Annotated in this window: 17 protein-coding genes and 2 pseudogenes; 7 read left to right on the forward strand and 12 right to left on the reverse strand. The window is 71.5% G+C overall.

From position 1 onward, the window contains the following. Window positions 1–25: 25 nt before the first annotated feature. Together BKK81_RS19225 and BKK81_RS19230 are read right to left on the reverse strand one after the other, a co-directional pair. The gene (locus tag BKK81_RS19225) at window positions 26–1,180 is read right to left on the reverse strand and encodes a DUF1275 family protein (RefSeq protein ID WP_071016847.1); all 1,155 of its coding nucleotides are present in this window, start codon (window positions 1,178–1,180) and stop codon (window positions 26–28) included. Between the two features lie 60 nt (window positions 1,181–1,240). Next, window positions 1,241–2,071: a fused MFS/spermidine synthase gene (locus BKK81_RS19230; RefSeq protein ID WP_071016849.1), complete on the reverse strand. Its 831-nt coding sequence runs from the start codon at window positions 2,069–2,071 to the stop codon at window positions 1,241–1,243. 479 nt (window positions 2,072–2,550) lie between these two features. Here BKK81_RS19230 and BKK81_RS37080 point away from each other — a divergent pair. Beyond that, a pseudogene (locus BKK81_RS37080) lies at window positions 2,551–2,684 on the forward strand (IS30 family transposase); the annotation flags it as partial. A gap of 107 nt (window positions 2,685–2,791) precedes the next feature. On the opposite strand, the pseudogene BKK81_RS37085 reads toward BKK81_RS37080, so the two are convergent. From BKK81_RS37085 to BKK81_RS19250, 5 genes and pseudogenes are all read right to left on the reverse strand, one after another. After that, window positions 2,792–2,953, reverse strand: a pseudogene (locus BKK81_RS37085) (hypothetical protein); the annotation flags it as partial. 284 nt (window positions 2,954–3,237) lie between these two features. Further along, on the reverse strand, window positions 3,238–6,906 hold the full coding sequence (locus BKK81_RS19235; RefSeq protein WP_071016851.1) for an RHS repeat-associated core domain-containing protein: 3,669 nt from the start codon (window positions 6,904–6,906) through the stop codon (window positions 3,238–3,240). A 165-nt stretch (window positions 6,907–7,071) separates the two neighbouring features. Continuing rightward, complete coding sequence (locus BKK81_RS19240; protein WP_071016853.1) at window positions 7,072–7,311, reverse strand: RHS repeat domain-containing protein; 240 nt, start codon at window positions 7,309–7,311, stop codon at window positions 7,072–7,074. Between the two features lie 300 nt (window positions 7,312–7,611). Then, a complete protein-coding gene (locus tag BKK81_RS19245; RefSeq protein ID WP_071016855.1) occupies window positions 7,612–8,253 on the reverse strand; it encodes a DsbA family oxidoreductase in 642 nt (213 codons plus the stop codon). Window positions 8,254–8,398: 145 nt separating this feature from the next. Beyond that, window positions 8,399–9,430 (reverse strand): AraC family transcriptional regulator, encoded by a 1,032-nt coding sequence (locus BKK81_RS19250; protein WP_071016857.1) that lies wholly within the window; start codon window positions 9,428–9,430, stop codon window positions 8,399–8,401. Between the two features lie 124 nt (window positions 9,431–9,554). Between BKK81_RS19250 and BKK81_RS19255 the strand changes: the two genes are divergently transcribed. Further along, entirely contained in the window at window positions 9,555–12,119 is a 2,565-nt protein-coding gene (locus BKK81_RS19255; protein ID WP_071016859.1) for a flavin-containing monooxygenase, read from the forward strand. Between the two features lie 148 nt (window positions 12,120–12,267). Here BKK81_RS19255 and BKK81_RS19260 read toward each other — a convergent pair whose 3' ends face one another. The 5 genes from BKK81_RS19260 to BKK81_RS19280 form a co-directional block, all read right to left on the reverse strand. Then, window positions 12,268–13,071 carry an IclR family transcriptional regulator gene (locus tag BKK81_RS19260; protein ID WP_071016860.1) on the reverse strand — a complete coding sequence of 268 codons (804 nt, stop codon included), beginning with the start codon at window positions 13,069–13,071 and terminating at the stop codon, window positions 12,268–12,270. A gap of 74 nt (window positions 13,072–13,145) precedes the next feature. Then, entirely contained in the window at window positions 13,146–13,994 is an 849-nt protein-coding gene (locus BKK81_RS19265) for an alpha/beta fold hydrolase (protein WP_071016862.1), read from the reverse strand. A 29-nt stretch (window positions 13,995–14,023) separates the two neighbouring features. After that, window positions 14,024–16,174, reverse strand: a complete 2,151-nt coding sequence (locus tag BKK81_RS19270) for an acetate--CoA ligase family protein (protein WP_071016864.1) — start codon at window positions 16,172–16,174, stop codon at window positions 14,024–14,026. Between the two features lie 4 nt (window positions 16,175–16,178). Next, window positions 16,179–17,009, reverse strand: a complete 831-nt coding sequence (locus BKK81_RS19275) for an enoyl-CoA hydratase/isomerase family protein (protein WP_071016865.1) — start codon at window positions 17,007–17,009, stop codon at window positions 16,179–16,181. 109 nt (window positions 17,010–17,118) lie between these two features. Next, the gene (locus BKK81_RS19280; RefSeq protein WP_071016867.1) at window positions 17,119–18,129 is read right to left on the reverse strand and encodes a tripartite tricarboxylate transporter substrate binding protein; all 1,011 of its coding nucleotides are present in this window, start codon (window positions 18,127–18,129) and stop codon (window positions 17,119–17,121) included. 446 nt (window positions 18,130–18,575) lie between these two features. On the opposite strand from BKK81_RS19280, the gene BKK81_RS19285 reads away from it, so the two are divergent. From BKK81_RS19285 to BKK81_RS19305, 5 genes are all read left to right on the forward strand, one after another. Continuing rightward, window positions 18,576–19,559 carry a Bug family tripartite tricarboxylate transporter substrate binding protein gene (locus tag BKK81_RS19285; protein ID WP_157903317.1) on the forward strand — a complete coding sequence of 328 codons (984 nt, stop codon included), beginning with the start codon at window positions 18,576–18,578 and terminating at the stop codon, window positions 19,557–19,559. 68 nt (window positions 19,560–19,627) lie between these two features. Beyond that, window positions 19,628–20,674 (forward strand): tripartite tricarboxylate transporter substrate binding protein, encoded by a 1,047-nt coding sequence (locus BKK81_RS19290; protein WP_083384263.1) that lies wholly within the window; start codon window positions 19,628–19,630, stop codon window positions 20,672–20,674. A 162-nt stretch (window positions 20,675–20,836) separates the two neighbouring features. Next, on the forward strand, window positions 20,837–21,802 hold the full coding sequence (locus BKK81_RS19295; protein ID WP_071016868.1) for a bifunctional helix-turn-helix transcriptional regulator/GNAT family N-acetyltransferase: 966 nt from the start codon (window positions 20,837–20,839) through the stop codon (window positions 21,800–21,802). 172 nt (window positions 21,803–21,974) lie between these two features. Then, window positions 21,975–22,955 carry a tripartite tricarboxylate transporter substrate binding protein gene (locus tag BKK81_RS19300; protein ID WP_071016870.1) on the forward strand — a complete coding sequence of 327 codons (981 nt, stop codon included), beginning with the start codon at window positions 21,975–21,977 and terminating at the stop codon, window positions 22,953–22,955. A 54-nt stretch (window positions 22,956–23,009) separates the two neighbouring features. Continuing rightward, on the forward strand, window positions 23,010–24,467 hold the full coding sequence (locus tag BKK81_RS19305; RefSeq protein WP_071016872.1) for a leucyl aminopeptidase family protein: 1,458 nt from the start codon (window positions 23,010–23,012) through the stop codon (window positions 24,465–24,467). Window positions 24,468–24,497: the final 30 nt, after the last annotated feature.

Here is a 24,497-nt window from a genome sequence, read left to right on the forward strand (position 1 = left end):
ATCACCGGATCACCGGATCACCGGATCACCGGAGCGAGGCAGCGGCAGGCGTCAGCCAGCGCACCAGCGCCACCACGCCCAATCCCCACAATCCCAGCACGAGCAGCGCCGCCGGCCAGCACACCGGCGCCGGGCCGGCGGCGTCCGCCGCCCGACGCTGGGCCTCCAGCACCGCCGCCGGCACCAGGCGCCGCACCGCCAGGATGGCCAGCGGCACCAGCACCAGGCCATGCAGCGGGCCCAGCACCGGCACGGCCGCCGGGACCACGCCGAGGGGCGACAGCGCATAGCCGGACACGGCCCGCGCCAGCCAGCGCACCGGGCGCGGCGTGCCCGGATCGCGCGCGGCCAGCCAGAGCGCATGCACATCGGCGCCGGCCGCCGCCGCCCAGCGCTTCAGCCGCGCCTGCAGGCGCGCGGGCAGGTCGCGCCGCCAGACGCGCAGCCGCACGTCGTCGAACACCGGCACGGCGGCCAGTATCAACAGCAGGCCGGCCAGCGGCAGCGTGGCGATGAATCCGAAGCGATGGAAGCCGAGCGCCCCGCTGACCCCGCCGAGGAAGAACAGCCCTACCAGCGTGCCCAGCACGCGCAGCTTGCGCCGGTCGGCGCGCACCGCCGGGCCGGCATCGTCGGCCAGGCCCAGGTTCCAGTAGAACAGCTTGCCCAGCTCGATACCGATATCGGTGATCATGCCGGTCACGTGCGTGGTGCGGATCTCCGCCTTCGACACCTTGGTCACCATGGCGTTCTGCAAGCCCATGATGAAGCAGAGCACCATCACCGTGGCCGGCACGAACAACCACTCGAGCCGCTCCAGGTTGCCGCCCAGCAGGCCGAACACCAGCAGCAGGAAAGCCTCCAGCAGCAGCGGCAGCGCGTACTCGCTGTGCAGGTGCTCGCGCCGGCCCCAGTGGATCAGCACCGCCGAGCAGGCCGCGCCGGCCATGAAGGACAACAAGGCACCCAGGCCGTCCAGCAGCAGGCCGATGCTGCCCAGCGCCAGGCTGTCCGCCATCGCGGAGATGATGCCCGACATATGCGAGGTGTACTGGTGCACGGCGAGAAAGCCGCCCGCATTGGCCGCCCCCGCCACGAAGGCGAGAAAGCAGGCCAGGCGCCGGTTGGCCTCGGGGCTGCGCTCGCGACCGCTCAGCTGGCGCAGGTAGGTGATTGGCATGATGGGGTCCGTCGAACGTGGAAGGAGCGGCGCGCCGCCCGGGCAGGCGGGGCGGCGGCGCTAACGGCGTCTGCCCGGCGCCTGCCACCAGCCGCGCTCCGCGGCGAAGCGCCGGCCTTGCCGCAAGCGCCTGGCCGTGGCGCGCAGCTTCAAGGGATGGGCCGCCTCCAGCCCCTGCGCGCGGGCCAGCAGCGTGTTCAGGGGCGGCAGCGCCGCCCCGCCCTTCCACGCGAACAACGTGTAGTTGCAGCCATCTTCGGACAACGCCAGCGAGACCCCCTCACCGAACGCGGCACGGACCGCGTCCAGGTAGAACGGGATCTGCTCGTCGTCCTCGAGGAAATTCGCCACCAGCACGCCATCGTCGGCCAGCCGCTCGAGGCAGTCCTCGTAGAAGGACGGCGAGCCCAGCCGCGCCGGCATGCCGCCGGCCAGGAAGCCGTCCACCAGGATCACGTCCGGACGCGCCTCCCGGCCCTGGACGTAGTCGGCGCCATCGGCGCAAACCACCTCGAAGCGCTCGCCGTCCGGCGGAATATGAAAGGTCTCGCGCAGCGCGATCACCGCCGGGTCGATCTCGACCGCCACCACCTTGGCCCCAGGCAAGTGGTGATAGCAATACTTGGCCAGCGAACCGCCCCCCAGCCCGATCAGCGAGATCCGCCCGATCCGCGCCGGCTCCGGATGCAGCAGCAGGAAGCCCATCATCGCCCGCGTGTAACCCAGCACCAAGGCATTGGGATCGCGCCGCGACATCAGGCTTTGCGTGGCATGCAGGTCGAAATGCAGCGACAACGCCCGCTCCGTCTCCAGCACCACCGGCGTACCGTCGTGCGGCGCCTCGGCCAGGAGCTTCAGATAGGTAACCAGGGAAGCGCGCGAAGAATCCATCTACCAGCCTCGTCATGGATGGACACGGAGCGCCGGCACCGGCCGCGCCGGCGCCGCCCGGGATCCGGCCCCATCCGGCCGCCGTCCCGGCATCGCGCCTGCGCGGACGTGGCCGCGACGTCACCCATGACAACGCGGCAGGCAGGCTTTGCGATGAATTGCATACAATGATAATCACATTATCATAAGATGCAACTTAGGTGCGCGCGGGTGCCGTGTTGGTCTGCCGCCAGGGGAGATGCCGGCCAGGGACTGGATGCTCTCAGCCGACGGCGAACCGGCGTCTGACTTTGCTAGTGCACGGGACGCGACCACCTGCGCTCCGGCTGACGGCCCTGTCGGTGCGCCCCTTAAGGATTCCGTGATCAGATCTATATCGGCGCTCCGCTCGATCTCTTTCAGCGATTGCGCATGATGCACGTGAAGTCACCCGCCTTACCGAATGGCAAGGTGTTGCACTTTAGATTTGAGTCCGCCCAGTCACACAGACCCAGCTCAATGACATGCCAAATTGCTCAACGGCCGACCTCGTCAGACCCTCGACTGGGATACGCCCGAGGAAGCAATGGCCAAGGAGCTGGAAATCAATGGATTTGCTAAGCGTTGCACTTGACTCTTGAGACCGCCCTGTCCTGTCTGGTAATACCAAGCGAGAAGGTGCTGCGCCTCGCCATAGCCGCCCTTCGCAGCACGTTCCAGCCAGTGATTCGCGATCCTGATGTCTAGGGACACTATGTCACCCCAGCGCTGCATGCAACTCAGTTCCCACTGTGCCTCCAGATTTCCATCGTCGGCCAGTGCTTGGAGGCGCTCGATCCAATGCGCACAGCGCTCCGGATCCACGGCAGTGCCCTCACCCTTCTGACACCACAGGGCTGCCATAATGCAGACATGCCCCCCTGCCTCGGCGCGGTCCTCTATCAATCGAGAGGCTTGGCCGTCATCGTCGGCGGTATATGCGGCATTGCTTTCCTGACCGCATCGAATCTCGCCCCCATTCCGCCCTTCTCAGTCAGTCGCCCCCGTGCAGACGGAACTCTCGTGGTTCCATCGTCCTCCTCGGTCCAGGCACCTATCAATTGCTAACTCGCGCCGCAGCCAAAGTACTATTGCCATGGCGGCGACAATCGCTACAGCAAGCCCAAAAACAGTTGATCTTTTCATCATCAGTAATTGTCCGCCAACCCACTAGGTCGAAATGGTGAACATAATTGAGAGCACGACTGAGAAGAACTTCCACCCTGACTGCGGCCATATTGATTAGCTGCCTGATCTGCGGCCGAGGCGCTTGCAGGATCTCCTTTGATGTTCTGATCGAACCACTCGCGTCCATTGGAAATCCAGCACGCCATCTTCTCACCTTGCTTGCCTCGCTGGGTGGCTTCACAGTTCGCCTTACAGTGAAAATACTTGTCCGCACCAATCGTATTAGCCTCCCGCATATCTCGGTAGTTTTCAAGAAAGTCCCCAACAGCACCGATATATCCGTGACCAGGCAGCGTACTCGTTCCCGTTCCTGCCGCATACGAGCCTCGGCCCGGAGCATTCCCGCTCAGCCCAAATGGGTCGGTGCGGTTGAAAGGATCCCCACCGACATACGCATACCCATTCGTCTGCCCAGCCGCCCACCCGATCGGATCCGGACTGACGAAGCGCCCCGTCTCCGGATCGTAGTAGCGCGCCCGGTAGTAGTACAGCCCGGTGGCATCGTTCTCCCGCCCCGTGTATTGCTGGGTATTGCGGCTGGCCTGTCCCAGCACCCGCGACTTGCCGTAGGGCTCGTAGCGGTATTGCGTCTCCAGCGTCGTGCCCAGCCCGTCGCTCAGGCCGATCACGTTGCCGTTGCCGTCCTGCAGCAGGAAGCGCTCGGTGCCGTCTGAATCCTGGCGGATCTGCGGCATGTCCACCGCCGGGCCGTGGAGCGTGGTGATTTTGCTGTGGCGGTCAAACTCTTGCGCCAGGTTCGCGCCGTCGTGGATGTAGTCGAGCCACTCGTCGCCCTGGTTGCGGATCGTTCGCCGGCCCGCAGGGTCGTAGCCGAATTGCACTAGTCCCGTGGCGGCAGTGGTGACCCGGCGCAGCTGGTCGCGCTCGTTCCAGGTGTAGGTACGCACGCCGTCGTCGATCAGGTTGCCATTGGCGTCGTAGCGCAGGGTGCGGCCGGCCCAGCGTGTCAGGCGGTTGCGCGCGTCGTACTGGGCGTCGGTCACGCTGGCGCCGGGCAACTCGATCGGGTTGAGGCTGCCGCCGATGCCGGTGCGACGCCCGGCGGCGTCGTAGCTGTAGCGGATCTCGCCCAGCTTGCCGCCCGCGCTGCGGTAGTCGAGCCCGGTGAGCTGGCCGGCGGCGTCATAGCTGTAGTCAGTGACGAGCCGGGCACGGCCGCCCTGGCCGGTGGCGGTGCTGCGCACGAGGCGGCCGGCGCGGTCCCATTCGAACTGCAGGGCGGTGGCACGGCCGTCCTGGCTGATGCGGGTCACCCGACCGACCGGATCGTAGGCATAGCGCAGCGTGGGCGGGTCCGGGACGTTGCTCGGGCCCGTCATGCGCATCGTCGTCAACTGGCCGGGTGTGCTGGCATCGTAGGTGCGGCGCACCTGCGTACTGCTGGACATCCACTCGTACACCAGGCGGTCGGCGTCATCGTAGCGCAGCAGTTTCAGGCCGGACTTGGTGTCGCTCCAGTTGAGCCCACCCCACATGTGCATGAACTCCTGCCGGCTTTTCGCCGGCCAGTCATCCGCCGTGGGCGCGCCGTATTCGATCACCGTGGGCTGGCCCCGCTTGTCGCGCTCGATGGTCATGCGCTTGCCGCGCGGGTCCACCGTCTCGCTCAGCGCCCCGGCCAGGTCGTAGCCGTAGGTAGTGCGAGCGCCGTCGGCTTCGGTCCTGGTGGCGACGCGGCCGATCGGCGTGTGGGTGAAGCGCGTGGTGTTGCCGCGTTCGTCGGTGCGCGCGGTCAGGCGGCCGGCGGCATCGTAGGCGAAGGCGATCTTGCCGTTGCGGGCGTTGACGATTTCCAGCACGCGGTCCATGGCGTCGTAGCGCACCTGGGTGGCGTGGCCCAGCGGGTCGGTTACCCGCGTGCGGCGGCCCGCGGCGTCCGTCGCATAGCGCACGGTGCGGCCGAGCGGATCGGTCACGCTGGCGAGGTCGGCGCCGCTATAGCCGTAGGTGGTGGCGTGGCCGAGCGGATTGGCGGCACGCGTGCGTCGCCCCTGGCTGTCGTAGGCCTGGGTCCATTCGCCGCCATCGGGCGCGCGCACGCGCACGAGGTTGCCGCGGCCGTCGTACTGGTAGGTCCATTCGCCGCCGTTGGGCAGCTTGAGCCGGGTGGGGACGTTCCACACCGGGTCGTAGGTGGCTTCGGTGACGCGGTCGCCGTAGCTGAAGGCTGCCACCTGGGTGCGCCTGGCCAGGTTGCCGTTGGCGTCGTAGGCATACAGCGTGACGCGGCCGCGGTAGTCCTCGCTGCGCACCAGCTTGCCGCTGGCGGCGTCGTAGGTGAAGCGGTGCTCGTTACGTTCGAGGATGTTGCCGTTGGCGGCCTGCTGGTTGGCCACCACATTGCCGTTCGCATCGAAGTCGACCTGGCGCACGGCGCCGCGCCGGTCCGTCACCTCGGTGCGGGTCACGGTGCCGCTGGACGGCGTGTAGGCGAAGCGGAAGGTGCTGCCGTCGGCCAGGGTCTGCCGCACCACGCGCTGCGCGCCATCGTACTCGTTGACCAGGGCCTTGATGCCGAGCGCGTCGGTAATGCCGACCAGGCGGTCCTGGCCGTCCCACTCGTAGGTGGTGGTGCCGCCGTCGCGGGCGGTCGCCTTGACCAGGCGCAGGCGCGCGTCGTAGGCATAGGTGGTGGTGCGGCCGAGCGGGTCGGTGATGCGGGAGATCAGGCGCCGCGCGCGCACGTCGTCACTGCCCGAGTAGCCGATCTGCAGCCTGCGCCCGCTCGGGCCCTGCACCGCGATCAGCAGGCCGGTCTGCTCGCGGGTCAGCGTGAGGCGGTTGCCGTTGCGGTCGGCCACTTCGCTCAGGTACCAGCGCTGGCCGATCAGCGAGAAGGTCCAGCGGTGGCGGTCGTGCAGGGTCAGCACCCGCTCGCGGGCGCCGTTCTGCGCGATCTCGGTGCCGTACAGGTTGCCGCGGCTCCTGCCGTTGCGCCAGCGGCCGTCCGCCACGCGGGCGAAGGGGATCGCCACGCCGCTGGGCAGCACCAGTTGCAGGCGCGCGCCGCCTTCCGTCTCGCGCAGGTAGAGGTCGTAGTGGGGCTGCATGCCGAGGCCGAAGGCCCCCAGCACGGCCTGGCCGTCGGCATTGCGCAGCGAGCTGCGGTAGACGCGCCCCATCTGCAGCGGGATCAGGTCGGCCACGGTGTGGTCGACCACCGCGTAGTCGAACTGTCCGGTGAACAGGTTGACCGGGTCGCCACCGCTGGCTTCCGCGCACTGGCCCGCATCGGCATCGCCGCAGCCGCCGCTGACGTCGTCCATGCTGACGTCGCCGACGATGTATTCGACGTTGTCGGGCGCATCCAGCGACAGTGGCGTGTCGTCCGGCCTATAGGGCTTGCCGCCGCCGGGCGGCGCGCCGGCGCAGTACTCGGTGGCGAGCGTGGCGCTGCACAGGCCGCCCAGCCCGCTGGTGACGGTGGAGGCGTAGAGCAGGCAGTTCTTCGAGCCGGGAAAGGCGCCGGCCGCGGCGAACTTGTCGTAGCAGTCTTCGGCCCACGCGGCGGGGGCGAGGCCGGCGATCACGCAGGCCAGCAGCAGCTTGCCGAGCCAGTGGCGCGGCAGGATCGGGGGCTTCCAGTGCAGGCGAGACCAGGACAGCATGGTCGATGCTCCTTGGTGAGGCGGCCGGGTCGTGCCGGCGCCAGGGCGAACGGGGGCCGCGGGCGCGGCCCCGGGAGGGCCGGCCCGGCAGCGGGCGGCGAAGCGGAGAGAGCGGGGAAGGCGTGGCGCCGCGCGGCGGCGCCGGCTCACCCGGTGTGCCCGGCGCTAGGACGTGCGGCGGATCGCGACCAGGTTGCCGGCCGCGTCGTATTCGTAGGTGACGGTGGCGCCGCTGGCCTTGTCGGTGACGCGGACCAGGCGGCCCAGTTCGTCATAGGCGAGCACCAGGTCGGCGGCGCTGGCCGCGCCGGTGCCGCAGAGGGCGCCGGCCAGGGCCAGGGCGGCGAGCCAGCGCGGTGCGGGCCGCCGCGGCGACGCGGGGCGGGTCTGCAGGAAGCGAGTCATGAGTCGATCGTCTCGGTGGGACATTGCAACGCATGGCTGCGGGGCCGTCGCGGGAAAGCGGGAGAGAAGCGAGGGAGGAACGGAAGCGATGACCGGGCCGCAGGGCCTGCCCGCACCGCCCTGCGGGGCGGCGCGGGATGAGCAAAATGCTATGGCCTCGCGGATCGCGCGTACATAGGACGAGTCTGCAAGTTGGCGACGAATGCGAGCCGCATCCGTGCCGTGGCGTGGCGTGCCGTGGCGTGGCGTGCCGTGGCGGAGAAGGGCCCACCTCGAGCGGGCCGGCCCCGGGGACGCCGCTCAGCCCTCTGCCAGGATCTGCCGGATCGCCTGCTCGAAGGCTTCCGGCGGCTGGCCGCCGCTCACCAGGTAGCGGTCGTTGAAGATGATCGACGGCACCGACTGGATGCCCATCGCCTGGTATTCCCGCTCTTCCGCGCGCACTTCGTCGGCGTAGTCGCCGCGCGCCAGCACGCCGCGCGCCTGTTCGGCGTCCAGCCCGACCGAGGCGGCCGCCTCGACCAGCACGTCGTGGCTGCTGGGATCCTTGCCGTCGCCGTGGTAGGCCTGCAGCAGCGCCTGCTTGAGCGCGAGCTGCTTGCCTTGCAGGCCGGCCCAGTGCAGCAGCCGGTGGGCGTCGAAGGTGTTGTAGACGAACTCGCGCGGGCCGAAGGCGAAGCCGACGCTGGCGCCGCGCTCGCGGATCATGGCCTGGGTTTCGGCGATCTGGGCCGGGGTGCGGCCGTATTTCTTGCCGAGGTAGTCGACGATGGCCTCGCCCTGCGGACCCATCTGCGGGTTCAGTTCGAAGGGATGCATGGCGATGCGGGCATCGACCTCGCCATCCAGGCGCGCCAGCGCCTGCTGCAGCGAGGCCAGGCCGATCGCGCACCAGGGGCAGGCGATATCGGAGACGAAGTCGATCTTGAGGGGAGCGGGCATGGTGATCCTGGCTTCTGGGTGCGGTGAGCTGCGCTCCGGGTGGAGCGCAGGACATTCAGGCCGACAGCGTAGCCGGAATCGCCGAAGCCTGCAGGGAGCCGCGCCGGGCGCGCCGCCAGAAGCGCTGAGCGACGATGGCCGGCGCTCAGGCGCCCTCGCGCATGCCGCGGTAAGCGCTGGGGGCCACGCCGTGCCAGCGCTTGAAAGCCTGCGAGAAGGTCGACAGGTCGCTGAAGCCGAGCCGCGCCGCGATCTCGGTCAGGCTCAGGTTCCCCTCCTGCAGCCATTGCCGCGCCTGCGCGGAGCGGTGTTCGGCCAGCAGCGCGCGGAAGGAGCTGCCGTCTTCCTGCAGGCGGCGCTTCAAGGTGCGCGGGCTGGTGTGCATGCGCTGCGCCATGCCGTCGAGCGTCGGCGGCTGGCCGCCCGGGGCGCTGTCCAGGTAGTGGCGCACCAGCGCGGCGGTGCCGAGGCGCGCGCGCCGTTCTTCCAGCAGCCGGCTGCACATCTGCTCGCACATCGCCACCGTGACCGGATTGGCCTGCGGCAGGGGCCTGGCCAGCCAGGCGCGGTCGAACAGCAGGCTGTTGCGCGCGGCGCCGTAGGTGGGCGTGGCACCGAACACCGTCGGCAGGTCGCGCCGGGAGTTCCCGCGCGCCGGCGCCCTGGCCGTGAGCGTGAAGGCCCGCACGCGGAAGTCGCCGCCGCCGATTTCGCGCAGCAGCACCGCGGCGGCGGCCATGTCGCGCTCCAGCAGGAACTGGCGCAGGCCATCGGCGAGCGCCGGCTCGCCGAAGCCGAGCACCCCGAGTTCGTGTTCTTCGTGGTAGGCAATCCCGCAGAAGGCGAAGGTGAGCGGCAGGAAACGCAGCGCCAGCGCCATGGCGTCGGCTCCCGTGGCACTGCTGATCAGGCCGTAGCCCCACACGCCGTAGGCGGAGAAGTGATACTGCAGCCCCACCTCCAGCCCCAGTCCGGGCGGATGCTCCAGCCAGCGCAGCAGGTTGCCGGCGACGCGCAGTTCCTGCGCGGCGCTCACGCCCTGGTTAGGGTCGGCCAGCCGTTCGGGCGACAGGCGCGTGCCGGCCAGCAGTTGCGCCGGCGCCAGCCCGCGCGCCACGCCGAAATCCACCAGCAGGTGGACGCTCGCCGGACTTCTCGTGAACTCCCAGAAGCGCATGAGGGGATACCCGGAAACGGTCTGATGTGGCCCGAATACTAAAACAACTGTCCCCGCGCGCCATTGGAGGAATCCCCAGACGGCCGCAACATTGGCGCCAGCACAGAACCACAGGAGACAGCCCATGCCCGCCACCGCTCCCACCCCCGCCGCACCCGGCGCCACGCCGGACGAACCGCTCGCCGCCATCCTCATCGGTGCGGGCTTCGCCGGCATCGGCATGGCGGTGGCCCTGCGGCGCGCCGGCATCGAGGACTTCCTCATCCTCGAACGCGGCCGCGACGTCGGCGGCGTGTGGCGCGACAACAGCTATCCCGGCGCCGCCTGCGACGTGCCGTCCCACCTGTACTCCTTCTCCTTCGAGCCCAACCCGGACTGGTCACGCACCTTTGCGCCGCAGGCGGAGATCCACCGCTACCTGCAGCACTGCGCCCGCAAGTACGGCCTGGCGCCGCACCTGCGTTTCGGCGCCGAGGTGGCGCAGGCACGCTACGACGAAGCGCGGGCGCTGTGGCTGGTGACGCTGGCCGACGGCGCCACCCTGCACACGCGCCTGCTGGTCAGCGCCACCGGCCAGCTCAGCCGGCCGGCGCTGCCGAAATTGCCGGGCATCGAGCACTTCCGTGGCCACAGCTTCCATTCCGCGTACTGGGACCATGGCTACGACCTCTCGGGCAAGCGCGTTGCCGTCATCGGCACGGGGGCCTCGGCCATCCAGTTCGTGCCGGCGATTGCCGGCAGCGTCGGCTCGCTGACGGTGTTCCAGCGCTCGCCGGCCTACCTGATGCCGCGTCCGGACCGGGCCTACCGGGGCTGGGAGAAGCTGCTGTACCGTCGCCTGCCATGGGCGATGCGAATGCACCGCGCCGGCATCTACCTGCGCTACGAATCGCGCGCGCTGGCCTTCACCCGCTTCCGCTGGCTGATGAAGCTGGCGGTGGGCCTGCCCTTCCGCCGGCTGCTGGCGCGGCAGGTGCCCGATGCCGCGCTGCGCGCCAGGCTGACACCCGACTACCCGATCGGCTGCAAGCGCATCCTGCTGTCGAGCGAATACCTGCGCGCCATGAGCCAGCCCAACGTGACCCTGGTGACCGCCGGCATCCGCCGCATCACCGCGGATGGCATCGAGTGCGCGGACGGAGCGCACCATGCGGTCGATGCCATCGTCTACGGCACCGGCTTCGCCGCCACCGAGTTCCTCTCGCCCATGCGCATCACCGGCCGCGATGGACAGGACCTGAACGAGGCCTGGCGCCACGGCGCCCAGGCCTACCTGGGCCTGACGGTGCCGGGCTTCCCCAATTTCTTCATGCTGTACGGGCCCAATACCAATCTCGGCCACAACTCCATCGTCTACATGCTGGAAAGCCAGATCGCCCATGTGCTGCGCTGCCTGCAGGCGATGCGCGACGCGCGGGCGAGCGCCATCGAGGTCGACGAGGCACCCTACCGGCGCTTCAACACGCGCGTGCAGCAACGCCTGGCCGGCACCGTATGGAATGGCTGCACCAGCTGGTATGTCGACGCCAGCGGGCACAACAGCACCAACTGGCCGGGCTTCACCCTGACCTATCGCTGGCTGGCGCGCCACTCCAGCCTGGCCGCCTACCGCCTGACGCGGCCGCTGCCCGGGCCGACGGGACCCGCCGGCGGCGTCGAGGTGGCCGAAGCGCGCGCCTGGCCCGAGGCGGCCGCCGCGGGGTTCCTGCGTGCCTTCCTGCGCGTGGCCTTCCGCACGCTGATCGGCCCGCCGCTGGGCGCGCGGGCGCAGCGGTGCATCGTGGCCCTGCTGGCGCCGCTGATGCCGGGCGCCGGCGGCACCGCCCGCTCGTGGCGCCGCGCCGGCGGCATCGCGCTCGAAGTGGTGGCACCAGTGATGGCGCCAGTGGCGACGCCCGCAAGCGGCGCGGCCTCTGCCGGCGCCATCCTCTACCTGCATGGCGGCGCCTTCTGCCTGGGCAGCCCCGCCACCCATCGCAGCATCACCACGCGGCTGGCCGCCGCCGCCGGCATGCCGGTGTGGGTGCCCGACTACCGGCTCGCGCCCGAGCATCCGCATCCCGCCGCGCTGGAGGACGCACTGACCAGCTACGCGGCCCTGCGCGCGGCCGGCCACGCTCCCGGGCAGATCGTCATCGCCGGGGATTCCGCCGGCGGTGCCCTGGCGCTGGCGCTCGCCCTGGCACTGCGCGAGCGCGGCGATCCCGCGCCGGCGGCCCTGCTGCTGCTGTCCCCGGTGACCGACCCCACGCTCGGCGGCGACACCTTGGCCTCGCGGCGCAAGCAGGACCCGATGATCCGCCGGGCCTGGCTCGAACAGGGCCTGCGCTGGTATGACGGTGGCACCGGCGGCAGCGGCTCCGCCGCGCGGCCGCTCGCAACGGACCTGCACGGCCTGCCGCCGATGCTGGTCCAGGCCGGCGACCAGGAAGTGCTGCTGGCGGACGCCACCCGTCTCGCCGCGCACGCACAGGCCTGCGGCGTGCCATGCCGGCTCGAAGTCCACCTGGGGCGCTGGCATGTCTTCCACTTGCAGGCTTTCTACCTGCCTTCGGCCAGGGCGGCGCTGCGCGGGCTGGCGGCCTTCGCGCGCCGGCAGGTGGCAGCGCAAGCGCCGGCCGTCGCGTCCGAGGCGCCACCGCGGCCGGAACCCGCGCTGTTGCCTGAGCACGGCGTTCCTGCGGCATGAGGTGGCGTGAAGTTGCGTGAAGCCGCGTAAGGCCGCGTAAGGCGGCATCGCCCGGCTTCAGGCTTCGGGCGGAGCGGCAGCAGGTGCCGGGGCACGTGGCGTCACGAACGTGGCTTCAAGGATGCGCCGGCACCCGTGAAGCCACGCCTCACTCCGGCAGGCGCACGCGCGCCTCGATGTCCCGGGCCAGCGCCAGCAGCGGCCCCGCCAGCGCCGCCTCGACTTCCGCCGCCTCCTGCTGGCTGGACACGCTGACGTTCAGCACATGCACGCCATAGCCTTCGCAATGCACCGGCGCCGCCAGGGCCACCACCTGGGGCTGCCACGACGCCACGCAGTAGCCGCGCGTGCGCACCGATGCCACCGCGGCTTCGATCTCGCGGCGCAGCTCGCGCCAGCCGCGCCCGCGGGCGCGCGCGGCGAAACCGGCCAGCATGGCGGCGAGGTCGACCGGCGCCAGCGTGGCCAGGTAGGCGCGGCCCAGCGAGGTCAGCGCCATCGGGATGCGCTGGCCCGTCACCACGGTGCGCAGCGACTGGCGGCGGTTGTAGCGGAACGACTCCAGGTAGATCATCTCGTCGCCGTCGGCCACCGCCAGCCCCACATTGATCCGGTGCCGCATCGCCACCTCCACCATCATCGGCGTGGCGACCTTCAGCACCTGCGAGCTGTCGCGCATCGCGTGCGCCATGCTGAGCACCGGCGCGCCCAGGCGGTAGGCACGGAACTGCGGGATGTATTCGAGCATGCCGGTCTCGATCAGCGACTGCGTCAGCCGGCTGACCGTGGAGCGCGACAGGCCGGTGCGCTCGGCGATCTCGCTGTTGCCGAGCATGGAGGAGCCGGCGCGGAAGGCGCGCAGCACGGCCACGCCGCGCTCCAGCGAGCGGTTGGGGGTGGCCTTGCCGCGCCCCGGCTTGAGGCGGGTGGTGGTGAGTGGGCTGCTGGGCATGGTGGACACGAAGGGGCACCGGAGCGTGCCATGCTACGCGAAACGGCGGGCCCCGCCGTGGCGTGGCGCGGACCTCAGCCTGAGCGCGCCGGCCCCGCGTGGGGCCGCGCCAGCCAGTCCTGCAGCAAGGCATTGACGCGCGCGTGCGCCTCGTACTGGACCCAGTGCCCGGCGCCGGCCACCACCTCGACGCGCGCCGCCGGCGCCGACGGCGCGCGCGCGGCGCGGGCGATGCCGTCGATCGCCTCGGGCGTCACCGTCACATCGTGTTCGCCCCAGGCCAGCAGCACCGGCCCCGCGTAGCGCGCGAGCGCCGCCTGCAGGCCGCCCGCGCGCGAGATCGGCTTGCTGCGGAAACGCGTGGCACGGCAGGCGCGCGTGTGCAGGGCGAGCGCGGCATCGTCGATGGCGGCCGGCTCGGCGAACATCAGGGCCGCCAGGTTGGCCCGCATCACAGCGGCGAGCGACGCCTCGTCCGCGCAGCGCCGCCAGTCGGCCAGTTCGTGCACGAGCCGGCGCGGCCCCCCGTGTCCGGCCGGGCCGAGCAGCGCCAGGCTGGCGGGCGCGCGGCCCAGGGCGGGATGGCTGGCCAGTTGCGCCGCCACCAGCCCGCCGAAGGAAAAGCCCACCAGGTCGATGGGGCCATCGCCGCGTTCCGGCAGGGCGGCCAGCGCACGGGCCAGCACCTCGACCAGGCCGGGCAGATCGGCCTGCGCCGGCATGCCCGAGTCGCCGTAGCCCGGCATGTCGGGCACCAGCAGCCGGCGCGTGCGCGCCAGCGGCGCGAGGTTGCGCGTCCAATGCTCCCAGCTGCCGTGGCCGCCGTGCAGCAGCACCAGCGGCGGCCCGTCGCCGCAGCATCGCCACGCCACCGGACAACCGTCCACGTCCACCACCACCCGATCGTGCTGCGTTGCTGCCATGCCTGTCCTCCTCCAATGCCGCGCCGGCCTCAGTTTGCCGGGGAAACGGCTGCCTCGCCAGCGTGCGCGCCGGCCAGCACCGCGACGCCGTCGGCTGCCACCACGCCCTGACCCTGCGGCAGCACGAAGACCGGGTTGATCTCCGCCTCGAGCAGGCGCCCGCCCAGCGACGCCACCATGCGCGAAAAGGCCACGATGGCATCGGCCAGTGCCGCCACGTCGGCCGGCGGACGCCCGCGGAAGCCGTGCAGCAGCGGCGCGGTCTTCAGCGCGCCGATCATCTCCATGGCGTCGGCGCGGGCCAGGCCGCGGCCCTCGGGCAGCATGCGCAGCACGGTGTCGCCGAACAGTTCGGCGGCCACCCCGCCCATGCCGAGCAGGATGGCCGTGCCCAGCGCATCGCGGTGCATGCCGAGGATGACCTCGACGCCGCCGCGCACCATCTCCTGTACCAGGTAGCGCGCCGGCGCCGCGCCGGTGGCGGCCTCGACCTCGGCCGCCATGCGCGCCATGCGCGCGGCGATGGCCGCCGGTGCCACATTGACCGCGACGCCGCCGACATCGCTCTTGTGCGTGATCTGCGCCGACAGGATCTTCAGCACCACGCTGTCGCCCAGGCCCTGCGCGGCCGCGCGGGCCGCCTCGGCATCGCCCACCACTACCTCGCGCGCGACCGGCACGCCGAAGCCGGCGAACAGCGCCTTGGCCGCGGCCTCGTCCAGCGATCCGCTGCCGAAGGACGCCAGGTCGGGCAGCGGCAGCGGCGCCGTGCCGGCCTCGGCCGCATCGACCGTAACCGGGCAGGCAGCGGAGGCGCCGCGCGCCGCGCCCAGCATGGCCTCCAGTGCCACCGCGCACGCCTCCGGCGCCGCGAAGGCCGGCACGCCGCGCCGGTTCAGCAGCGCCGCGGCCTCGGGCGCGTGCGGGCTCACATAAGCGATCACCGGCTTGTCACTGGCGGGCAGGCAGTCGCGGATCGCGTTGGCCATCAGGTCCGGCATGCCGACGCCGGACGAACCCACCACCACCACCACGGCGTCGTAGCCCGGGCTGTCCAGCAGGATGCGGATGGCGGCGCGCAGCAGCTCGGGCTGCAGCCCGGCCAGGGTGACGTCGATCGGATTGCGGTCCAGCGCGGCGTGGTCGCCCTGCTGCAGCGCGCGCAGCCTGGCGGCGGTGACCGCGTCCGGCGCCGGCGTCTCGAAGCCGGCCACGCCCAGGCTGTCGGACACCAGCGTGCCGGCGCCGCCGGTCGAGGTGAGGATGGCGATGCGCTGGCCGCGCAGCGTCCGCCCCGTGGCCAGCGCGGCGGGGACATCGAGCAGGTCGGAGAAGGTCTGCGCGCGGATCACGCCGACCTGGCGGAACAGCGCGTCGTACATGCGGTCGGCGCCGGCCAGCGCGCCGGTATGCGAGACCGCGGCGCGTGCGCCGCTCTCGGAGCGACCGATCTTGAAGGCCACCACCGGCTTGCCTGCGCGCGCCGCCTTGCGCGCCGCGCGGCAGAAGGCCTCGGGATCGCGCACGCTCTCGACATAGAGAGCGATCACGCGTGTCGCTTCGTCGTCGGCCAGGTAGTCGACGAAGTCGGCCAGGTCGAGGTCGGCCTCGTTGCTGGTCGAGACCAGCTTGGACAGGCCGATGCCGCGCGCCGCCGCGCGCGACAGCAGCGCGCCGAGGATGCCGCCGCTCTGCGACACCACGCCGATGCTGCCGGCCGGGAAGCGGTCCATCTCCAGGGCGCCGCTGGCCGACAAGGGGATGCCGTCGGTCAGGTTGACCAGGCCGATCGTGTTCGGGCCGAGCAGGCGCATGCCGCCGGCGGCCTCGAGCAGCTCGGCCTGGCGCCGCGCGCCATCGGCGCCGGTCTCGGTATAGCCGCTGGCCAGCACGATGGCCGCGCCGGCGCCCCTGGCGGCCAGCGCGCGCACCGCCTGGTGCGCGCGCTCCGCGCCCAGCAGCACGATGCCCACGTCGGGCACCTCCGGCAGCGAAGCCACGTCGGGATAGCAGCGCAGGCCGTCGATCGACTCGACCTTGGGGTTGACCGGGTAGATCGCGCCGGCGAAGCCGTGCTTGCGCAGGTAGGACACCGGGCGGCCGGAAGTCTTGGCCGGGTCGGCGGAGGCGCCGATCACGGCAACGCTGCGCGGCGAGACGAGACGCTGGATGGCGTTCATGGCTTCACCCCTCGCTGGCGGTGCGTGCCGCCGCCGGCTGCATGCCGGCCTGCGCGGTCCTGGCGAGGAAGGCCAGCACCGATTCGCGGTGCGCGCTGCTGGTGTAGCAGATGCCTTGCGCCTGGCTGCCTTGCGCGAACACCTGGTCGGCCGGCAGTTCGAAGGACTGGTTCATGATGCTCTTTCCCAGCGCGATCGCCGTCGCCGAGCCGCGGCTCAGTTCGGCGGCCCAGGCCAGCGCATCGTCGAGCAGGCGGTCGGCGGCGCTCAGCCGGTCGGCGATGCCGAGCGCCTTCGCCTCATGCGCCGCCACCTTGCGGCCGGTGAAGACCAGTTCCTTGGCACACGACAGGCCGACGCGGCGCGGCAGGAAGTACATGCCGCCGCCGTCGGGAATCAGGCCGCGGTCGATGTAGGACCAGGAGAACGAGGCCGCCTCCGAGGCGATGACGAAGTCGCAGCACAGCGCGGTGTCCGCGCCCAGCCCGGCGGCGGCGCCGTTGACCGCGGCGATGGTGGGCTTGGGCATGGTGTGCAGCAGCTTGACGGTGTGGTGCACACGCTGCTGCCGGCTCCAGCCGTTGAAGGCGACCTCGCCCGCCGGGGCCTCCATGCGGCGCTGCATGCCGGCGACGTCGCCGCCGGCGCAGAAGCCCCTGCCCTTGCCGGTGATCACCAGCGCGCGGATCTCGCGGTCGGCGGCGACGTGCTCCAGCGCGTCGATGAACTCCGCGCGCATGTCGTCGCTCATGGCGTTGCGCTTGTCGGGGCGGTTGAAGGCGAGCAGGGCAATGCCCGAGACGACGTTCAGTTCGATGAGTGCGTAGGGTTCCATGGTGCGATCCGGTGAATGGCGGTTCTGTGGTGCTGTTCTGCGGTCCTGCTGTCCTGTTCCGCTCTGCTGAACGGTTCTGTGGTCCCGTACAGCGGCAAGGCCGCGCGGCTCAGTCGGCGCTGATGCCCGCGTTGTGAATGGCCTTGCTCCAGCGCTGGCTCTCGCCCTTGACGTAGCGGCCGAATTCGTCGGGCGTGCCGGCGCCGACCGCCAGGCCTTCCTGGTCGGCGCGCTGGCGGAACAGCGCGCTGCCCACCGCCTTCTTCGCCGCCGCGTTCAGGCGCGCGATCACCTCCGGCGGCGTGCCTGCCGGCACGAACAGGCCGTACCAGCTATCGGCCGCGTAGCCGGGCACCCCGCTCTCGGCGATGGTGGGGATCTTGCTCAGGCCGGGCGCCTGCGAGCGCTGCGCCGTCGTCACCGCGATCGCGCGCAGCTTGCCGCTGAGCAGGTGCGGCGCCACTGCGGCGGCCGTGGCGAACATCACGTCGACCTGCCCGCCCATCAGATCGGTCAGGGCCGGTCCCGCGCCGCGGTAGGGGATGTGGTTGAGGTCCACCTTGGCCAGCGCCTTGAACAGCTCGCCGGCGAGGTGGGCCGAGGTGCCCGAGCCCTGCGAGGCATAGCTGACCTTGCCCGGCCGCGCCTTGGCCTGGGCGACCAGGTCCCGCACGGTGCGGATGGGGCTGTCCGCGCGCACCACCAGCACATTGGGCGAGCGGCCGACCAGCATCACCGGCGCGAAGGCCTTGTCGGTGTCGAAGGGCAGCTTGCGGTGCAGGCTCGGGTTGACCGCGTGCGCCATGGTCGCCATCACCAGCGTGTAGCCGTCCGGCGCGCTCTTGGCGACGGCTTCGGTACCGATGATGGTGCTGCCGCCGGGCTTGTTGTCGACGATCACCGGCTGGCCCAGGTCCTCGGCCATGGTGATGGCCATGGCGCGGGCGATCAGGTCGGTGCCGCCGCCCGGCGAAAACGGCACCACCAGGCGCAGCGCATGGTCGGGGAACGCCGCCAGCGCCGGCCGCGGCAGCGCGGCGGCAAGACCGCAGAGGAAGGCGAGGAAGGCGAAAGCCGCGGTCGCCCTGAGGCGAAGGCGGACGGCGCGGGATGACGGCATGCTGGTCTCCTGGAACGGTGCGGGAATGGTGCGGGAACGGTGCGGGACGCCGCGCCCCTGCCGGCGGCAGGAAGCGGGTGCGTTTCTTTGCGTTTCGTTATGGGAGACAGCTTAGTCAGCGGGGCCCTGCGGCACACCCCCGCAATTCCATGACGTGGAATTGCGGGCGCGGCGCGGGACCATGTGCCGAACCGTCCAATGGAGATCGGGCAGGGTCGGTCCCGGACGAACAGGATCGGACGTGGCCGGAGAAGGATCGAGGGAGATCGAGGGGGGACCGAGAGAGATCGAGAAGGCCGCTCCGGCACCCGTGTTCGGGGTATATCCCGATTCCGGCCGGCAAAGCCGCCTCGCTAGACTTTGTTCCAGGAAAGAACAACGGTTCTTATATAGAACATCGGCGTGACGGCCCCGCGGGACAGGCCGCCAGCGCCAGGGAGACAGACGTGAGAATCCAAAGGGCCTGCCGCGCGCTGGCCTGGCTCGCCGCCGGCGCCATCACCCTGGCCGCCGGCACCGCCCGCGCCGAGCCGTGGCCGGAGCGCCCGGTGAAGCTGGTGGTGCCGTTCGCGCCGGCCGGCGGCAACGACGTGTTCGCGCGCCTGATCGCGCAGAAGGTCAGCGAGGGCCTGCCGCAGCAGATCGTGGTCGACAACCGGCCGGGCGGCGGCGGCAACCTCGGCACCAAGCAGGTGGCGCGCGCGCGTGCCGACGGCTACACGCTGCTGCTCGGCCACACCGGCACGCTCGCGGTCAATCCCGCCCTCTACGCCGACCTCGGCTTCGATCCCCGGCACGATCTGGTGCCGGTCGCGCCGATCGCCAGCACGCCGCTGGTGCTGGTGGTGCGGGCCGACTCGCCGCTGCATACGGCCAAGGACCTGATCGCTGCGGCCCGGGCACGGCCCGGCGCGCTCAACTATGCCTCCAGCGGCAACGGCACCGGCTCGCACCTGACCGCGGTGCTGTTCGCCAATACCGCCGGCATCCGGCTGGCCCACGTGCCCTACAAGGGCACCGGGCCGGCGCTGACCGACCTGCTGGGCGGCCAGGTCGACTTCACCTTCAGCGTGATCCCGCCAGTGCTGCCCTTCATCCGCGCCGGCAGGCTGCGCGCGCTGGCCGTGACCGGGGCGCAGCGCAGCGAACTGCTGCCCAAGGTGCCGACGGTGGCGCAGGCCGCGCTGCCGGGCTTCGAGAGCACGCTCAGCTACGGCATTCTCGCGCCGCGCGGCACGCCCGGCGCGGTGATCGACGACCTCCATGCGCGCATCGACAAGGTGCTGCGCCTGCCCGACGTCGCCGCGCGCCTGCGCGCCGAAGGCGCCTCCCCGCTGATCGCGTCGCCGGCGGCCTACGCCGAGCTGATGGCACGCGAGGCGGCCAAATGGAAGCGCGTCGTGCAGGCTTCCGGCGCCACCATCGAATAGGCCGCCACCGAATCAGCCCCTACCCAATAAGGCGCGGGATCTCCCGCGTCCCGACACCCTGGATCGACATGACTTTCCCCCTCGTCCCCACTCATTGCCCCCGCAAAGCGCCACGCGCAGGCAGCGGGGCCGCGCCGGCCCGGCGCCGCGCCCTGGTCGGCGCCCTGCTGGCCTGCGCCGCGCTCGGCCTCTGCGCGCCGGCCGGCGCGCAGGGCGAAGCGGGCTACCCGGCCAAGCCGATCCGGCTGGTCGTGCCCTATTCGGCCGGCGGCGGCGCCGACAATGCCGCGCGCATCATCGCCGCGCAGTTGTCGCAGTCGCTGAAGCAGCAGGTGATCGTCGACAACAAGCCCGGCGCCAGCGGCACCATCGGCGCGATGGCGGTGGCCCAGGCCCCCGCCGACGGCTACACGGTGCTGTACGACGCGTCGACTTTCGCGGTCAATCCGGCGCTGCGCAAGCTGCCGTTCGACCCGGTCAAGGACTTCATCCCGGTCTCGCTGGCGGTGACCGCGCCGAACATCCTGGTGGTGCCGCCCGGCGCCCCCTACCAGACGCTGGCGGCCTTCCTCGACGCGGTGCGCAAGGCGCCGGGCAAGATCACCTATGCCTCCTACGGGCCGGGCAGCCCGGCCCACATGATCGGCGAGCTGCTGAAGAGCCAGGCCAAGGTCGACCTGGTGCACATCCCCTACAAGGGCGGCGCGCCCGCGCTGACCGATCTGATGGGCGGGCAGGTCGATGCCTACTTCGCCAACGCCGCCTCCGGCATTCCCTACGTCAAGAGCGGCAAGCTGCGCGCGCTGGCGGTGACATCGGCCCGCCGCATGCCGGCGCTGCCGGACGTGCCGACCCTGATCGAAAGCGGCCTGCCGGGGTTCGAGGTGCTGGAGTGGAATGGCGTCTTCGTGCCCAAGGGCACGCCGGCTCCGGTGGTGGCGCGCCTCGCCGCGGCCGTTGCCGCCGCCATGCACGACCCCAAGGTCAAGGCACGGCTGACGGAGCTGGGTGTGGTCCCGGTCGGCGGCACGCCGGACGAGTTCTCCCGCTTCCTGCACGGCGAGCTGGCGCGCTGGGCGAAGCTGGTGAAGGACAACCGCATCACGGTCGACTGAAGCCGGGAGGAGACGCGAGCCGAGGCCCGGCGCTGCGCCCCCGCAGTTCCCGGGCCCGATGGAACGCCGATGGAACGCCCGCTTTGACAAAGTTGCGACTCGCAACTATATTGGGTTGCGCAGCGCAACCTGTGCGAGCCGAGCCACCTTAGCGAGTCAACCATGGACCTCGTCGACGTCCCCGCCACCCCGCGCGAAACCACCATCCTGGAGCTGCGCGACTTCTCCCGCCGACTGGTGCGCGAGCTGGGCTTCATGCGCGCGACCCTGGCCGAAAGCGATCTGGCGCCCTCGGCCGTCCACGCCGTTCTCGAGATCGGCATGGCGCCGGGCATCAGCGCGCGCGACCTGGGCAAGATCCTCAGGCTCGATAAATCGAACACCAGCCGGCAACTGGCCAGGCTGGAAGCCGATGGCCTGGTGACGCGGCGGGCCTCGCAGGAGGATGCGCGCTCCGCCAATCTCTACCTGACGCCGGCGGGCGAAACCCTGCGCAGCAAGATCGACCGCTTCGCCACGGATCAGGTGTCGAGCGCCTTGCGGCGCCTGCTGCCCTCCGACCAGCAGGCACTGCTGCGCTCGCTGGCACTCTATGCCGATGCGCTGGCGCAGGACAACGACAGCAAGGCGAGCGTGGCAGACGCCGCCTCCGCCGGCATCGTCGAGGGCTACCAGCCCGGCTGCATCGGCGACATCGCTGCCCTGCACGCGCGCTTCTATGCGCAGCACTGGGGCTTCGGCGCCTTCTTCGAACAGAAGGTCGCAACGGAACTCGCCGCCTTCGCCGGCGCCTTGCCCGCCGCCGGCAAGGCGCTCTGGCTGTATGTCGAGAACGGGCGCGCCCTCGCCTCCCTGGCGATCGACGGCGACCTCGACACCGGGGTCGCGCACCTGCGCTGGTTCATCGTCGACGACGCCCTGCGCGGCGCCGGCATCGGGCGGCAGCTCCTCGCGCACGCGATGCGCTTTGTCGACGCGCGCTTCCGCGAGACCTACCTCTGGACCTTCAAGGGACTCGACTCCGCGCGCCACTTGTACGAAGCCTTCGGCTTTGCCTTGCACAGTGAAGCGGAAGGCGAGCAGTGGGGGAGCAAGGTGGTCGAACAACGCTTCACGCGGCGCGCATGACGCAGGCTTCCCCCGCATATCCTTACGAGGAAACATTCGTTTGAGCGCGCCGCCGCGCTGACTAAGCTGGCCCTTTCGACACGATGGGCCAGCCATGTTCCGCCGCACCCCGCTCCGCTCCCTCCGTTCCCTGCGTCCGTTGCGCTCCGCCCTGCGTGCGGCCCTTGGCAACATGAGCGCCGCGGCCACCATGGCTGCCACCGCTGTCACGGTTGTGTTCGCCGGCCTCGCGGCAGCCAGCCCCGCGGCCGCGGCCAACGACACCGCGCAGGCCATCCGCATCGTGGTGCCAGTGGCCGCCGGCGGCAGCGCCGACAAGCTGGCCCGCACGCTGGCGCCACGCTTGAGCGAGAAGTGGGGGCGCCCGGTGGTGGTGGACAACGTGGTCGGTGCCAGCGGCACGCTCGGCGCGGCCCAGGTGGCCAAGGCGCGGCCGGACGGCAGCACGCTGCTGCTGGCCGGCGAGGGCGTGACCCTGAACGCCGTGCTGTTCAAGAGCCTGCCCTATGACTCGGGCCGCGCCTTCCGCGGCGTCACCAAGGCGGTGGTCAATCCGCAGATCCTGGTGGTGCGCCCGGACCTGGGCGTGAAGACCTTCGGCGAGTACGCGGCCCTGGTGAAAAAGCGCCCCGGCGAGATCGCGCTGGGCCTGCCGGGCAACGGCGGCATCGCCCATGTCGCCCACGAGATGCTGGCGCGCCAGCTCGGCATCCGCGTCAACTACATCCCCTATGGCGGCGGCGCGCCCGCCACCATGGACCTGCTCGGCGGGCATATCGACGCCACGCTGATCACGCTGGCGGCCGTCACCGACTATGTGCGCAGCGGCCGCCTGACCGCGCTGGCGGTCACCACGCCCTATCGCGCCAAGGCGCTGCCGCAGGTGCCGACCCTGGCCGAATCCGGCGTGCCCGGCTTCGCCGTGGAGAGCTGGCAGGGCCTGATCGCGCCGGCCGCCACGCCCACCGCCGTGGTGGAAAAGCTCAGCCGCGACGTCGCCGCCGTGCTGCAGGCACCGGCGGTGCGCGCCCAGCTCGAAGAGGCCGGCTATGCCGTGGTCGGCTCGACGCCGCAGGAGCTGGACGCCACCTTGACACGCGACCTGCCCCGCTATGCCTCGGTCATCGCCGCGGCCGGCATCTCGCTGCACTGACACCGCCGCGCCAGCCGCCGTTCCCGCCCCGCAACCGGCGCCTTCGCCTTCGACATGAGCACCGCTTCCGCCCCGATCCCGCCGCCGCGCGGACTCACCGGCACGGCCGACGACGCCCTGCCGCTCTACGTGGTGACGCCGGCCGGGCTCGCCGCGCTGCTCGACGTGCTGCCCGCGGCCCAGGCGCGCTGGGTGCGCGCCACCGGCTTCGCCGCCGAAGCCGGCACCACGCTGCTGCTGCCCGCACCCGACGGCGCGCTGGCCGGCGCCGTGGCGGGCGCCGATCCGGCCCAGCCGCTGTGGCAGCTCGCCGGCCTGCCGGCGCAGCTTCCCGCGCGCCGCTACGCCCTGGCCGCCGTACCCGGCACGGTGGCGCCCGAGCGGCCGCTCGCTGCGCTGGGCTGGGCCATCGGCGCCCTGCCCGGCGGCTGGGAGGCCGGCACACCGGATACCCAGGATGCCCCGGATTCCGCCGTGGCCGAACTGGTCAGCGACGCGGCCGAGCGTGCCGCCGTCGCCCCGCTGGCGGCCGCTACCGGCCTGGTGCGCCGCCTGGTCAATACCCCCGCCAACGTGCTCGGCCCGCAGCAGCTCGCCGACGAGGTGCGCACGCTGGCGCGGGCGCATGGCGCGCGCTACGAACAATGGACGGGCGAGGCGCTGCCCGGCGCGGGCTTCCCGCTGGTGCACGCGGTCGGGCGCGCGGCGGCACAGGCCCCGCGCGTGGCCGCGCTGCACTGGGGCGAGCCCGGCGCGCCGCGCCTGGTGCTGGTCGGCAAGGGCGTCTGCTTCGACTCCGGCGGGCTCGACCTCAAGCCCGCCGCCGGCATGCGCTGGATGAAAAAGGACATGGGCGGCGCCGCCCACGCCATCGCGCTGGCGCAACTGCTGATGCAGGCGCGCCTGCCGGTACAGCTGACCCTGCTCGTGCCGGCCGTGGAGAACGCCGTCGGCGCCGGCGCGCTGCGCCCCGGCGACGTCGTGCGCGCCGGCAACGGCCTCTCGGTGGAGATCGAGAACACCGATGCCGAAGGCCGCCTGGTGCTGGCCGACGCGCTGGCCCATGCGCTCGACGCGCGGCACGGCGCCACCGCCCTGGTGATTGACTTCGCCACCCTGACGGGCGCCGCGCGCGTGGCGCTCGGGCCCGAGCTGCCGGCCCTGTTCTGCCACGACGATGCGCTGGCCGCCAGCCTGCTGGAGCAGGCCCGGCGCGTGGCCGACCCGCTGTGGCGGCTGCCGCTGTGGCAGCCCTACCAGGCCATGCTCAAGTCTTCCAGCGCCGACCTGCAGAACGCCGCCGCCAACCCGCACGCGGGCGCCATCACCGCCGCGCTGTTCCTGTCGCGCTTCGTGCCGGCCGGCACGCCCTGGCTGCACCTGGACCTGTTCGCCTGGAACCCGGAGGCGCGCCCCGGCCGTCCGCGCGGCGGCGAGGCGCAGGGCCTGCGCGCGCTGGCGGCCTGGCTGTGCGAGCGCTTCGGCGGCGCCGGCGGCACGCCGGGCGACTGAGCACTACGACTGAACATCGCCACCAGCGCG

This window comes from Cupriavidus sp. USMAHM13, from assembly GCF_001854285.1.
Lineage (GTDB): Bacteria > Pseudomonadota > Gammaproteobacteria > Burkholderiales > Burkholderiaceae > Cupriavidus > Cupriavidus malaysiensis.